The organism is Acetobacter cerevisiae, from assembly GCF_001580535.1.
Lineage (GTDB): Bacteria > Pseudomonadota > Alphaproteobacteria > Acetobacterales > Acetobacteraceae > Acetobacter > Acetobacter cerevisiae.
The window spans coordinates 45,800-58,095 of sequence record NZ_LHZA01000156.1 but is presented as its reverse complement, the minus strand read 5'-3'; the positions used below and the strand labels follow the sequence as shown (position 1 = coordinate 58,095).

Annotated in this window: 12 protein-coding genes; 7 read left to right on the top strand and 5 right to left on the bottom strand. The window is 58.9% G+C overall.

Translation table 11 applies throughout. The features are described from left to right. Positions 1-19: 19 nt before the first annotated feature. Both AD928_RS12450 and AD928_RS12445 read right to left on the bottom strand, forming a co-directional pair. Entirely contained in the window at positions 20-1,912 is a 1,893-nt protein-coding gene (locus AD928_RS12450; RefSeq protein WP_062250908.1) for a DUF4422 domain-containing protein, read from the bottom strand. 54 nt (positions 1,913-1,966) lie between these two features. After that, positions 1,967-3,196 (bottom strand): DEAD/DEAH box helicase, encoded by a 1,230-nt coding sequence (locus AD928_RS12445; RefSeq protein WP_062250907.1) that lies wholly within the window; start codon positions 3,194-3,196, stop codon positions 1,967-1,969. Between the two features lie 55 nt (positions 3,197-3,251). Between AD928_RS12445 and AD928_RS12440 the strand changes: the two genes are divergently transcribed. The 3 genes from AD928_RS12440 (at position 3,252) to AD928_RS12430 (ending at position 5,049) form a co-directional block, all read left to right on the top strand. Beyond that, on the top strand, positions 3,252-4,262 hold the full coding sequence (locus AD928_RS12440; protein ID WP_062250906.1) for a mitochondrial fission ELM1 family protein: 1,011 nt from the start codon (positions 3,252-3,254) through the stop codon (positions 4,260-4,262). An 85-nt stretch (positions 4,263-4,347) separates the two neighbouring features. Further along, entirely contained in the window at positions 4,348-4,605 is a 258-nt protein-coding gene (locus tag AD928_RS12435; protein ID WP_043553626.1) for a hypothetical protein, read from the top strand. Between the two features lie 87 nt (positions 4,606-4,692). Then, positions 4,693-5,049 carry a zinc ribbon domain-containing protein YjdM gene (locus AD928_RS12430; RefSeq protein WP_062141576.1) on the top strand — a complete coding sequence of 119 codons (357 nt, stop codon included), beginning with the start codon at positions 4,693-4,695 and terminating at the stop codon, positions 5,047-5,049. 96 nt (positions 5,050-5,145) lie between these two features. Here the strand turns inward: AD928_RS12430 and AD928_RS12425 are convergent, their stop codons facing one another. Together AD928_RS12425 and serB are read right to left on the bottom strand one after the other, a co-directional pair. Beyond that, on the bottom strand, positions 5,146-5,340 hold the full coding sequence (locus AD928_RS12425) for a hypothetical protein (protein ID WP_062141525.1): 195 nt from the start codon (positions 5,338-5,340) through the stop codon (positions 5,146-5,148). Positions 5,341-5,376: 36 nt separating this feature from the next. After that, the gene (serB, locus tag AD928_RS12420; protein WP_062250905.1) at positions 5,377-6,270 is read right to left on the bottom strand and encodes a phosphoserine phosphatase SerB; all 894 of its coding nucleotides are present in this window, start codon (positions 6,268-6,270) and stop codon (positions 5,377-5,379) included. A gap of 30 nt (positions 6,271-6,300) precedes the next feature. Between serB and miaA the strand changes: the two genes are divergently transcribed. From miaA to ilvC, 4 genes are all read left to right on the top strand, one after another. Beyond that, on the top strand, positions 6,301-7,302 hold the full coding sequence (gene miaA / locus AD928_RS12415; protein ID WP_062250904.1) for a tRNA (adenosine(37)-N6)-dimethylallyltransferase MiaA: 1,002 nt from the start codon (positions 6,301-6,303) through the stop codon (positions 7,300-7,302). A gap of 38 nt (positions 7,303-7,340) precedes the next feature. Beyond that, positions 7,341-9,155, top strand: coding sequence for a biosynthetic-type acetolactate synthase large subunit (gene ilvB, locus AD928_RS12410; RefSeq protein WP_233420068.1), 1,815 nt, complete (start codon positions 7,341-7,343; stop codon positions 9,153-9,155). 70 nt (positions 9,156-9,225) lie between these two features. Further along, a complete protein-coding gene (gene ilvN, locus AD928_RS12405) occupies positions 9,226-9,744 on the top strand; it encodes an acetolactate synthase small subunit (protein ID WP_062141530.1) in 519 nt (172 codons plus the stop codon). A gap of 56 nt (positions 9,745-9,800) precedes the next feature. Continuing rightward, positions 9,801-10,820 (top strand): ketol-acid reductoisomerase, encoded by a 1,020-nt coding sequence (ilvC, locus tag AD928_RS12400; RefSeq protein WP_062141580.1) that lies wholly within the window; start codon positions 9,801-9,803, stop codon positions 10,818-10,820. 73 nt (positions 10,821-10,893) lie between these two features. On the opposite strand, the gene AD928_RS12395 is transcribed toward ilvC, so the two are convergent. Next, the gene (locus AD928_RS12395) at positions 10,894-12,174 is read right to left on the bottom strand and encodes a hypothetical protein (RefSeq protein WP_062250902.1); all 1,281 of its coding nucleotides are present in this window, start codon (positions 12,172-12,174) and stop codon (positions 10,894-10,896) included. Positions 12,175-12,296 lie beyond the last annotated feature (122 nt).

Here is a 12,296-nt window from a genome sequence, read left to right as displayed (position 1 = left end):
TGATGAGGCATATCGGGCCTTACAACGCTTGCTTGATGCGTGACGCAACCCCGGACAAAGGTCTGCGCAGGGGGCGCGGCAGGAGATGCCAGCCGCGCGTTAGCACCCGGCGCAACAGGCTGTGCCGGAAGGGAGCCGGTTCATCCCCGGGGGCCGTGCCGCCATGGAAAATGGCTTCATACCAGAAGGTTTTCCGCAGGAAGAACCAGTAGAAGAAGCTCAGCGGCGCGTTGCGGTTGTTCCAGGGTTTGGCTTCATACCCGGCATAATGCACAATTTTCGGGTCTTTGAGGTCTTCCAGAACCTTGGCGCGCCAGTCGGCATTCAGATGCGGGAAGATCTCGCGGATGCTGTTTACACAGTTCCATGACGTATCCAGCATTTTAACTTTGCCGATCAGATATTTGTTCAGAATATCCTGATCAAGGAACCAGTAGCGCCGGTTGCTCAGATCCCTGATGGCGGCATTGGAAATATTGGCGGCCCGGAAGGCATCAAGATCAAACAGGATGACACCGGCCTGAAAATAGGCATCGCCCCGGCCCTGCAGCCCCAGATATTCGCTCAGATAGCGGCTGGCGGGGAGTGCGCCGGTTTCTTCCATGGAGCGGATACCTGCATTCACGAAATTCTTCATGATCAGGTCCGGTGTTGCCGCAATCACTGCCCCATTCAGCGGTGTGTCCCACAGGCGGCACAGGTCGGCCAGAACAATGGTGTCGCAATCAATATAGAGGGCGCGCGGATGGTGCTGGAGAAGCTGCCCCAGCGAGAGCCGGTAAAACGTGGCCGGCGAGAAATGCATATGCGTGCTGATGCCGCGATACATATGCTGGCAATCCAGAAAGGTCAGGCTGCCTTTGCTGGCGGGCAGGTCGATATGGAACTGCCGTTTGAGAAGATTGCGCTTAAGGGGCGGAATACCCCCATCCAGCACAACCAGTTCCAGAAAATGGTCCCGGTTGAAGGAGGCCTTGATGGATTCCAGCAACGCGGCCAGATGCGGAACAAAATTTTCATCCGCAGCGGTGACAATGGTAACGGCGTTTGCCGCCGGGGCCGGCGGGCTTTTGGGGAGGATGACCTCCTTGCCGGTTTTTGTGTTTTCAAAGAAGCAGCGTGCGCGTTCAATCACGCCCTCTTTGGGCACATGCGGGGAGGCCATGAACACATTGAACAGCCGCTCGCCCAGATAGCCATAAATCCGGCGCGCCTGTGCGGAGTAATTGGTCAGGTCGGCCCTATTTTCCACTTCTGAGAGAATGGCGAACAGCCACGTACAATAGGTGTCAAACAGGTCCCGCCGGAAGACAAAGACATTGGTGAAGTAGCCCTCATCCGCCGCCATGACCGTATCAAACGCGGGGAGATCATCCGGGTACAGGTCGGCAATCACGGCGCGGGTCAGGGCCAGATCATGCGCGAAGTGGTAATCGGCTTCCACATAATGCTGGTAGAACGACGTAAAGCCGACATTCCGCACGGACCACTTCTCCGGGAGAATGGCGCAGGCGTTGGGCGTGTTTTCAATCGTCTTGCGGACGGTGGCGGCGTTCAGGCCCATCTGCTTCAGCGTCTGAGGCGTCATGTCCTGCAGGGTAATGCAGCCAAACTGGTCGGTCTTGAGGCCTGTGCACGCAAAATCCAGAAACCGCCGATAATGCATAAAGCCGATCCATGCGGCATCCGGGTCATTCTTCCACGCCCAGTACAGGGCTGTCAGTTCACAATATTCCCGGTTTTTGCTGGAAATCGTGTCACCCGTATCGTCCCCGCGGATGGGCAGGTGCGTGTTGGCCAGCGCCCGGCCCACCTGAATAGGGCGAAACACCTCATCTTCAAAAGTAATGCCCGCAGCATGATGGCAGACATAAATATGAACCGGGCCTAGGCCAGTCTGACGTGTGCTCATCGGGCGCTCTTCGTGCAAATCATGAGATTATGGTCCACTGTTTTGGGCCTGCGTTCAAGTGCCGGATGTGCGACGAGGAGCGGGTTTTCCGCCGCGTGGCGTTCCGGATGCCTGTTTAGGTTCCGCAGCGTCCGGCAGAGCCTGTTCCTGCGAGAGAATACGCAGGCGGACGGATGCGCCCAGTTCAATCTGACGCAGCTTTTTACGCTCGGCTGCCGCGCACAGCGTCAGAGCCGAACCGGTCTGGCCGCCACGGCCTGTGCGGCCGATACGGTGCAGGTAGGCCTCCGGCTGATCTGGTGGATCATAATTCACCACGTTTTTCACGGAGGGCAGGTCCAGCCCGCGGGCGGCAATGTCGGTCGCTACCAGCACCAGAATTTTGCCGGCTGCAAAGCTGGCCACTGTTGCGTTGCGCTGAGCCTGAGAGAGATCGGCATGCAGCGGGGCAGCCTGAACGCGCGCTTTTTTGAGCGTTGCGGCCAACTGATCCGCTTCGGCTTTGGTTTTGACGAAAACAATTGCCCGGTTGGTGCGGTCCCGCATGAAGAACTGCCGCAGGAAACCGGTTTTTTGTGCAGGCTCTATAAAGAGTGCGCCCTGACGAATGGGACCGCGCTTTTCTGCCGCACGGGTAATGTGGATTTCTTCTGGCCGCCGCAGCAGTTGCTGCACAGTCTGTTTGAGGGCTGCTGGCAACGTTGCGGAGAAAAACAGCGTCTGCCGGACAGGCGGCAGCTGGCTGACAATCGCCGCACTTTCTTCAAAAAACTCGGGGGAGAACAGGCGGTCGCCTTCATCCATCACCACGCGGGTACAGGAGGCGAGCATAATTTCCCCGCCATCGGCAAAATCCAGCAGGCGGCCGGGGGTGGCAATTAGTACACGCGGGCCGTCATGCAGCAGGCGCTCGGCCTGATGCGCTCTGTCTGCGCCACCATAAAGCGGCACGACGGCAACGGTGCCTGCTTTCTGGCGGGAATTGTCGGCTTTTTGACCCAGACAGGTGCGGAACACACGGGCTGTCTGCAAGGCCAGCTCTCGCGTGGGCACCAGTACCAGCACATCTTGCGCGCGTTTGCTTTCCAGAAGCTGTTGCAGCATCGGCAGGGCATAGGCGGCGGTCTTGCCCGTGCCCGTTGGGGCAATGGCCAGAATATCTTTCTGCGCAAGGGCTGCGGGAATGGCGGCTTGCTGGATAGGCGTGGGCTCTTCCATGCCTGCTTGTGCGGCCCATGTGCACAAAGACGGCAGAAGGCCCATTGCCTCAAAGCTGTTGGACATGCTGTGTGGTATCCGTCCTGACCGGGTTTGAAACGAAAAAAAGCAGGGGAGCCTGATGGCTGAAGACGTATATGCCGGAAAGGTGCCGGGTTCAAACCCTGTCTCCGCTCTGGTGGTGGGGGAAGATTTTGCCGGGATGCGCTCTCAGGCTCTGGGGCTGGCAAGCCGGGCCGGGTGGGAAAGCTGCTTTCAGGCTGTCAGCCCCGGTCGTCTGGCACGTCTGATGCTCGCCGGTCCGCCAGTCCTGGCGCGTCCTTTTCTTCGCACAGCCTCCGGCGCGTCGTTTGGAGCTATACCGGGACTGGCGCAGGCGAATGTGGTGATCAGCATTGGCGGCAAAGGCGGCGCGATTGGTGCAGCTTTGCGTGCGCCGGGCTGCCCTGTGGTGCAGGTGCAAAATCCGCGCCAGTCTCTGGAGCGGTTTGATCTGATTGTGGCGTGTGAGCATGACGAAATTTCCGGCCCCAATGTGCTGCTGGGCCGCACGGCTCTGCATGGCCTGACACCGGAGGTACTGGCACAGGCGCGGCAAGAGTGGATGCCGCGTTTTGCTGGTCTCCCGCGCCCACTGATTGCCGGGCTGGTGGGTGGCTCCAACGGGCGGTTTAAGTTTGGCGTGCCGGAAGCTCATAAGCTGGGGGCACTGCTGGCGCAGGCTGTAAGGCAGCAGGGCGGAAGCCTGATTGTCACGCCCTCCCGCCGGACGGACCCGGACGCCTTGCGGGTGTTGACGGACCTGGTGGAAGGCGCAGGGGGCACGGTCTGGAATGGCGAGGGAGACAATCCTTATAGGGGGCTGGTGGCCTGTGCGGACAGCCTTGTGGTGACCATGGATAGTGTCTCCATGGTGTCCGAAGCTGTGGCCGGGCCGGCCAGCGTGTTTGTGTTCCCTCTGCCGGGCCGCTCCCGGCGGATTACCCGCTTCCTGCAAGGACTGGAAGCAGCGGGGCGCATCCGGATGCTGGATGATGATGTATCCGCGCAAGGTCTGGTACCATGGGTTGTCACCCCGCTGGATGATACGCCGGAACTGGTGGCGGAAATGCATCGGCGACTGGGTTTCTAGGGGCAGCGTTTCCCAGATCGGTCAGTGACTTCCCGACGGCAGGCGCTTAAGAGAAACACACAAAGCAGAACCAAAAGGAAAAGCCATGAACAAGCAGCAACCGGGTGGCGTGGTGTTCAGAACCCTTGTGCAGATTAATGCCGGGCGGTCTTTTCTGGCCAATCTGGGCGGGTTTGCCTGCGTCGTCCTGATGCTGGGGCTGGCCAATATTTTCTGCCGCAGCATTTTGCATACGGATTTGCTGTTTGAACTGCGGCTGCTGATTGTAGCGGTTGCTCTGTATTTCTTTGTGCCGCCGCTCGCACTCTGGCTGTGGACAGGCCGCACGTCAGACAAACAGTAACACGCTAAGCCACGCGTCCGGGCCCGTCAGGGGTAGGAGAGGCGCAGGATCCGTGCTTTAGGACACTCCATAACAACGAGGTTGATGATGGATAGTGACGTTAAGTGCCCCAAATGCGGTTCCGCCTATGCGTATCAGGATGGCGCATTGTGGATCTGCCCGGAATGCGGGCATGAATGGAGCCAGCAGGATCAGGCCGCCGAGGCTGATGGCGCAGAAGGCACAGCGGAAATCCGCGATGCCAACGGCAATGTGCTGGCGGATGGGGATACTGTGACCGTGATCAAGGATCTGAAGGTCAAAGGATCTTCTCTGGTGGTCAAAGGCGGCACGAAGGTTAAAGGCATCCGTCTGGCAGATGGCGGAGACGGGCATGACATTGCCTGCAAGATCCCCGGCATCGGGGCCATGAACCTGAAATCTGAGTTCGTGAAGAAATCCTGACACTGAGGCAGGGAAACCTGCCTGTTGCGTCGAGATGAAAGAAGCGGCCCGAATGCCAGCACAGAATTTTCTGGCTGAGTGTTCAGGGCCGTTTTTTTAGACCCAGATTGTGCCGAGCAGAATAAGTGTCCCGACAATCAGGGCGGCCACATGGCGCATGACATGCTCGGGAGAGTCTGGCGGCAGGATTAGATAATACTGAAAGCAGTAGATTAGCAGGCCACAGCCGACGATCACCAAAATGGTGCGGGCAATGGGGAAGGAAGAAAAATCACGCGGGTCAAGCTGCATGGTGTGGTTTCCTCCCTCCGGGCCTAAGTCTTCGTCTTATGTGCCTGAAAAAGCCGAGACAGGGTAGCCTTGTACGAACAGGGCTGTCCTGAGTGATGTCTGGTTGATCTGTGCAGCCACAGCTTTGCGCACAACCGGCTTGGCATGGAAGGCCAGCCCCCGACCGGCCTTTTTCAGCATAGGCAGATCATTCGCCCCATCCCCAATCGCCAGTGTTTCCACGAGCGGGATGGCATGCTCAGCGGCCAGACGTTCCAGTAGAGCCAGCTTGGTATCCGGCCCGAGAACCGGGTGTCCGGTTTCACCCGTCAGAAGACCCTGAGCCTCATCCACAATCAGCGTATTGGCGTGGTCTTCATCAAAGCCGCACAGACCTGCCACGCGGGACGTGAAGAAGGTGAAGCCGCCGGACACAAGGGCTGTATGCGCCCCGTGCGCGTGCATGGTCTGCACCATTTCTTTAGCACCCTCGTTCAGCGTGACATCTTTCCACGCCTTTTCCAGCAGGGCCGATGGAAAGCCTTTCAGCAAGGCCACGCGTTCGCGCAGGGCTGTGGCAAAATCCAGCTCACCATTCATGGAGCGGGTGGTAATGGCGGCAATTTTCTCACCAATGCCCGCGTGGGCAGCCAGATCATCCAGCGTTTCATTCGCCACGATCGTGCTGTCCATGTCCGACACCAGCAGGCGTTTGCGTCGGCTGGCCTGATGTGTCAGGACCGCATCAATCGCCCGGCCTTCCAGTGCAGCATGCAGGGCAGGCAGGCGCTCTGCTGCTGTGGTGGGGCAGGGGATATCAACCGCTTCTTCGGGTGAGAGAACGGTTATGTCCCGTGCGCCATCCAGCGCATCCCGCGCGAGGGCGATGGTGGCGTTATCAAGGGTGGTGGCGTCGCGTTGTGCGACAAGTGTCAGAACAAAGCTCATCATTTCAGATCGGTGTGTGACAGGAATGCCCGCATGAAGCAAGCGGAAGACCAGACAACCCAACCCCCGGCCCTGATCATTGCCGGACCGACCTGTTCGGGTAAATCTGCTCTCGCACTTGCGGTGGCGAAGGAACTCGGCGGCACCATTATCAATGCGGATTCCATGCAGGTGTACAAAGACCTGCATGTGCTCACGGCCCGCCCGAGCGCGGCGGATGAGCAGGCAGTGCCGCATCGCCTCTATGGTGTTCTCCCCGCAGCGGAAAAAGGCAGCGTGGCCTGGTGGCGCACGCAGGCGCTTGCCGCCATGGAAGAGGCATGGGCTGCGGGTCGCCTGCCTATTCTGTGCGGTGGCACGGGGATGTATATGCGCGCTTTGACTGATGGGCTGGCGGAAATCCCCGATTGTGGGGAAGCCGCCCGGACGGAAGCCCGCGCATTAGTCGCGGAAGAAGGTGCGCCTGCTCTGCATGCCCGGCTGGCGGAGGTGGACCCGCAGATGGCAGCCCGCTTGCAGCCGGTTGATTCGCAGCGTGTCTCCCGTGCGTGGGAGGTCTGGCGGGGGACGGGTCGGAGTCTGGCATGGTGGCAGGCTCAGCCGGGGCTGCCACCTGCGCCGTGTCGGTTTATTGCCCTGCGTCTGTTGCCGCCCCGGCCAGACCTGCGTGCGAGAATCGCTCTGCGGTTTGAAGCCATGATGCAGCATGGCGCGGTGGAAGAAGTGCGTTCTTTGTTATTACAAAAACTGGACCCAGCCCTGCCAGTCATGCGGGCGCATGGCGTGCCGGAACTTGCGGCCATGTTGCGCGGAGAGATGTCGGAAGAGGAGGCGATCCGCCTCGCGACCCTTGCAACTGGCCGTTATACGCGGCGTCAGGCGACGTGGTTTGCGCATCATGCCCTGACGCAATCTGGTTTCACATACGATCTTGATATGTGTATGCCGGATTTTGAGAAATTTTCGGAAAGAAAACGGCACGAAATTATTTCTTTTATTCTTTCCGGGATTGACGGTTGCCAACAGGTTCCCTAAAGATGCGGCCCAGCCCCTCCATGGGAGAACAGGATAAGATGACACCGCAAACCGCCTCTTCAGCACCCGATGCACAGAAACCGCAGACCCTTCCGGGCGCGGAAGTGCTTATGCGCGCGCTAGATGAGCAGGGTGTGGAAGTTATTTTCGGCTATCCCGGCGGCGCAGTGCTGCCGATTTATGACGCCCTGTTCAAACAGAACCGTATTCGCCACGTGCTGGTGCGGCATGAGCAGGCCGCCGTGCATGCAGCGGAAGCCTATGCCCGCTCTACCGGCAAGGTGGGCGTTGTGCTGGTGACCAGTGGCCCCGGTGCCACCAATGCGGTGACCGGCCTGCTGGACGCCCTGATGGACTCCATTCCGCTGGTTTGCCTCTCCGGGCAGGTGCCCTCTTCCCTGATCGGCAATGATGCGTTTCAGGAAGCCGACACTACGGGCATTACCCGCCCGGTGACGAAATACAATTATCTGGTGCGCCGACCGGAAGATCTGGCTCCTGCGGTGCATGAAGCGTTTACGATTGCCCGCTCTGGCCGCCCCGGCCCCGTGCTGATTGATTTGCCCAAGAACATTACGGTGGGTGATGCCCCGTATGTTGAAGCCAGCCAGACGCCAATGCGCGTTGCCAAAGGCACGGCTGAGCCGGACCGTGACGCCGTGAAACGTGCCGTAGCTGCTATGAAAAAGGCGCGTCGTCCGCTGTTTTATACAGGTGGTGGCGTGATCAACGCTGGCCCGAAGGCCTGTGAAAACCTGCGTAAGCTGGTGAAGCTGACGGGTTTCCCCATCACCTCCACGCTGATGGGTTTTGGGGCCTATCCGGGGAGCGATAAGCAGTATCTGGGCATGCTGGGCATGCACGGCATGTATGAGGCCAATCTGGCTACTCATGGTTGTGACGTGCTGATTGCTCTGGGCAGCCGGTTTGATGACCGCGTGACGGGCCGGGTGGATGCGTTCTCCCCGGATTCCTTCAAGATCCATGCTGATATTGATGCGTCCCAGATCAACAAGATCATTCCTGTCGATCAGCCGATTGTGGGCGATGCCGGGCGGATTATCGAAATGATGATCGAAGAGTGGGAAAAAGAACCCGTTTACGCCCATCAGGCCGATCTCGCCGCATGGTGGGAGCAGATTGAAGCATGGCGTGCGCTGGACTGCCTGCGGTTCTCGCAGGATCAGGCCCCGGATGCTGTCATCAAGCCGCAGCAGGCCATCCAGCGGATTTATGAACTGGCGCGTGAGACGGGCCGGGACACATATGTCTCCACCGAAGTTGGCCAGCATCAGATGTGGGCGGCCCAGTTCTTCCGGTTTGATGACCCGAACCGCTGGCTGACGTCCGGTGGTCTCGGCACCATGGGCTACGGCCTGCCCGCAGCTGTTGGCGCGCAGATTGCACACCCGGAGGCGCTGGTGCTGGATATTGCCGGTGAGGCGTCCACCCTGATGAATATTCAGGAACTGGGGACCATCGCGCAGTATCGCCTGCCGGTTAAGCTGTTCATTATCAACAACCACTATATGGGCATGGTGCGCCAGTGGCAGGAACTGCTGCACGGGTCTCGCTATTCCGAAAGCTATAGTGATGCCCTGCCAGATTTTGTGAAGCTGGCAGAAAGCTTCCATGCCAAAGGCCTGCGGGCCACGCGGATGGAAGAGCTGGATGACACCATTCGTGCTGCTCTGGAGCATGATGGTCCGGTGGTTGTGGATCTGTGCGTGACGGAAGGGGAAAACTGCTTCCCCATGATCCCGTCCGGTGCGGCGCATAATGAGATGATCCTTGGTCCGGACCAGGAAGAACGCGGGGCGAAGGTCACGCGTGAGGGCATGATGCTCGTCTGATTGCCTCTCTTTCCTTCTTCGCCGTGTGAAACGCACGGCTTGTTCTGGCGTGTTTTCAGGAAATTTTTCAATGCAGCAGGAAGCTCCCGGCTCTGCGGTCATCTCTCTTCTGGTCGATAATGAAAGCGGGGCACTCGCCCGTATTGTCGGCCTGTTCTCCGGCCGTGGTTACAATATCCGCAGCCTGACGGTGGCTCCGGTGGACGAGCATGGTAAGCAGTCCCGTGTGAACATTGTGACCACCGGCACCCCGGCCGATATCCGGCAGATCAAGGCGCAGGTGGAACGGCTGGTGCCGGTCTCCCGCGTGGCGGATCTGACGGCAGATGGCCCGCATGTTGCGCGTGAGATGGCGATGATCAAAGTCGTCTCCTCTGGCGAACCCCGTACCGAGGCGCTGCGCATTGCGCAGGCGTTCCGGGCGCGGGCGGTGGATACAACGGCCTCGTCCTTCGTGTTCGAGCTGACGGGGTCTACCGATAAACTTGACAGTTTCATCGAGCTGATGCGTCCGCTTGGGCTAGTTGAGGTCTCCCGTACCGGAGTCGCCGCAATCTGCCGCGGCCCCCAGACGATTCAGTCCCTCTGAAGGTGAAAGAGCAGAGCGTCCGCGCTCTGACAGAATAAGGAAGAAACGATATGACAATGCGTGTGTATTACGACCGCGATTCTGATGTGAATCTGATTAAATCCAAAAAAGTTGCTGTTATCGGTTACGGCAGTCAGGGCCACGCCCACGCCAACAACATGAAAGACAGCGGCGTTAAGGATATCGTGATCGGCCTGCGTGAAGGCTCTTCCGCGATTGAAAAGGCACAGCAGGCTGGCTTTACGGTCATGACGCCGGACAAAGCCGCCGCATGGGCTGACGTTGTGATGGTGCTGACGCCGGATGAAGGGCAGGGCGCTCTTTATAAGGAGTCTCTGGAAAAGAACCTGAAGCAGGGTGCCGCTCTGGCATTTGCTCATGGTCTGGCCATCCACTTCCGTATCATTGAAGCCCGCCCGGATCTGGACGTGTTCCTGATCGCTCCGAAAGGCCCCGGCCACACGGTGCGTTCTGAATACCAGCGTGGCGGTGGCGTGCCCTGCCTCGTGGCAATTGCTCAGGACAAGTCCGGTTCTGCTCTGGATATCGCTCTGTCCTACGCTTCTGCTATTGGCGGTGGCCGTGCAGGCGTGATCGAAACCAGCTTCAAGGAAGAAGTTGAAACCGATCTGTTTGGTGAGCAGGCTGTTCTGTGTGGTGGTCTGGTCGAGCTGATCCGTGCTGGCTTTGAAACGCTGGTTGAAGGCGGTTACGCCCCGGAAATGGCTTACTTCGAATGCCTGCACGAAACGAAGCTGATTGTGGACCTGATTTATGAAGGCGGTATCGCCAACATGAACTACTCCATCTCCAACACGGCTGAGTATGGTGAATATGTGTCCGGCCCGCGCGTGATTACGCCGGAAACCAAGAAGGCCATGAAAGGCATCCTGACGGACATCCAGAACGGCACGTTCGTCCGGAACTTCATTCTGGAAAACCAGTCCGGCAACATTGGCTTCAAGGCAACGCGTGCGCGTAACGATGCCCACCAGATTGAAGCTGTTGGTGCAAAACTGCGTGGCATGATGCCGTGGATTGCAAAATCCCGTCTGGTTGACAAAACCAAGAACTAAGAAGACAGCCAGCTTTTGGTTTGCTTCAAAAAAAGGGCCTGTCGGTTAATCCGGCAGGCCCTTTTTCTATGCCTTAAGGCAGGCTGGGGCTGGTTTCCCCCAGAAAGATACTGGCTTCATCCGGGCGCCATTCCCCGGTGTTTTCATCGCGCCCTTGTAGCACAAGGCGCGGGGTTGCAGTGCCGCGCTGTTTAACGGCTTCTTGCAGGAAGGGCTGCATGTCCGCCGTCTGTTTGCGATTGATCAGGCAACACAGCCGCGTTTCTGGAAAGGCTGAGAGCAGGTGGCCTGAACTGTCTTCCCCTGCAAAAATAATCAGCGGCGGCTGTTTGCGGTGGGCCAGATGGGTGCGAAGGATTGTGGTTTTGCCAACCCCGAATGGGAACGGGTAATTCGCTTCCTCAGTCGCGCCATACAGCTTTTTATGCTGGGTGAGGCGCGCGCCAAAAATATGCTCGCGGCGTAAATTGTAGCCATATTCAGCTGACGTTGCGAAAATGGCGACGCTTTCTTCCAATGAAGATGTGCAGATAATCGGGTCGATGCCCTGTTCCTGCAAAATCTGGAACAGGTCCGCCATTTCCGGTGTCAGGCGGAGGGCCTGCGTGATGGTCACGCTGAGCGGGCCGGTTCTGCCGGGGCGAGTGGCCGGGCTTTTCCACGTGACGCGCTCAATGGACTGGCCAAGCGCGCTCTCATTCGCGGCGCGGGTAAGGGCGACAACATCCTGCACGGTCTGGCCTGCCAGCAGGCGGATCAGCCCGCGCTGGGCCACTTCCTCTCCATGTGTGGCGCGCAGGGCCTGATGATACAGCGCCATTCTCGCCCGGAAGGCCTGCAGGGCTGGATCATCCGCCAGTTCTTCACGCGGCAGCGGGTGCGGCATATGGCCGTAATGCGCGGCAAGGGCACGGTAGTCTTCCAAAATGTCCTGTATCAGCTCGGAAAAAATAACGGGCTGACCAGCGAGATTTTTAAACGGAGCAGGGAGAGGATGGTCTGAGCCGCCTACATGCAGAAGGTGCCGGAACTGCTCGGCAGGCAGCAGAAAGCTGAAATGCTCCAGCATGAAGTGGAACAGGGTTTCCTGCACGTTGCCGACAATGGCGGTCTCGTCCCAGTCAAACGCCGCATAGGGGCGCGGGTTGGCATCATACCCTTCGGAATAGTGGCCGTGTGCGTCCATCACACTTTGCAGGGCAGCCCGTGTGGCGGGAGCCCACTTCAGGACCTCCAGCGTAGGGGGCGGCACATCAGAAGTCATGATGGGCGTGGACGCCTGAGCAAGGCGTGGGGCGGCCAGCAGGCTGGTCAGGCCAAGACCAAAAGAGCGGCGGGAGAGAGGCGGCAACATAGGGTTTCCGGACTGTCGAACACTGATTTGATCAAAACTGATGAAAGAGTGCCTGATGTTCCAGAGGCTGTCACGGCCCGAAAGCTGGAAAGTGTTTAATCTGGAAAGTGCGAGGGAGCTGG

Coding starts and splice junctions, on each gene's coding strand:
- AD928_RS12450 (WP_062250908.1), bottom strand. CDS start 1,912: ATGAGCACACGTCAGACTGGCCTAGGCCCGGTTCATATTTATGTCTGC.
- AD928_RS12445 (WP_062250907.1), bottom strand. CDS start 3,196: ATGTCCAACAGCTTTGAGGCAATGGGCCTTCTGCCGTCTTTGTGCACA.
- AD928_RS12440 (WP_062250906.1), top strand. CDS start 3,252: ATGGCTGAAGACGTATATGCCGGAAAGGTGCCGGGTTCAAACCCTGTC.
- AD928_RS12435 (WP_043553626.1), top strand. CDS start 4,348: ATGAACAAGCAGCAACCGGGTGGCGTGGTGTTCAGAACCCTTGTGCAG.
- AD928_RS12430 (WP_062141576.1), top strand. CDS start 4,693: ATGGATAGTGACGTTAAGTGCCCCAAATGCGGTTCCGCCTATGCGTAT.
- AD928_RS12425 (WP_062141525.1), bottom strand. CDS start 5,340: ATGCAGCTTGACCCGCGTGATTTTTCTTCCTTCCCCATTGCCCGCACC.
- serB (WP_062250905.1), bottom strand. CDS start 6,270: ATGATGAGCTTTGTTCTGACACTTGTCGCACAACGCGACGCCACCACC.
- miaA (WP_062250904.1), top strand. CDS start 6,301: ATGAAGCAAGCGGAAGACCAGACAACCCAACCCCCGGCCCTGATCATT.
- ilvB (WP_233420068.1), top strand. CDS start 7,341: ATGACACCGCAAACCGCCTCTTCAGCACCCGATGCACAGAAACCGCAG.
- ilvN (WP_062141530.1), top strand. CDS start 9,226: ATGCAGCAGGAAGCTCCCGGCTCTGCGGTCATCTCTCTTCTGGTCGAT.
- ilvC (WP_062141580.1), top strand. CDS start 9,801: ATGCGTGTGTATTACGACCGCGATTCTGATGTGAATCTGATTAAATCC.
- AD928_RS12395 (WP_062250902.1), bottom strand. CDS start 12,174: ATGTTGCCGCCTCTCTCCCGCCGCTCTTTTGGTCTTGGCCTGACCAGC.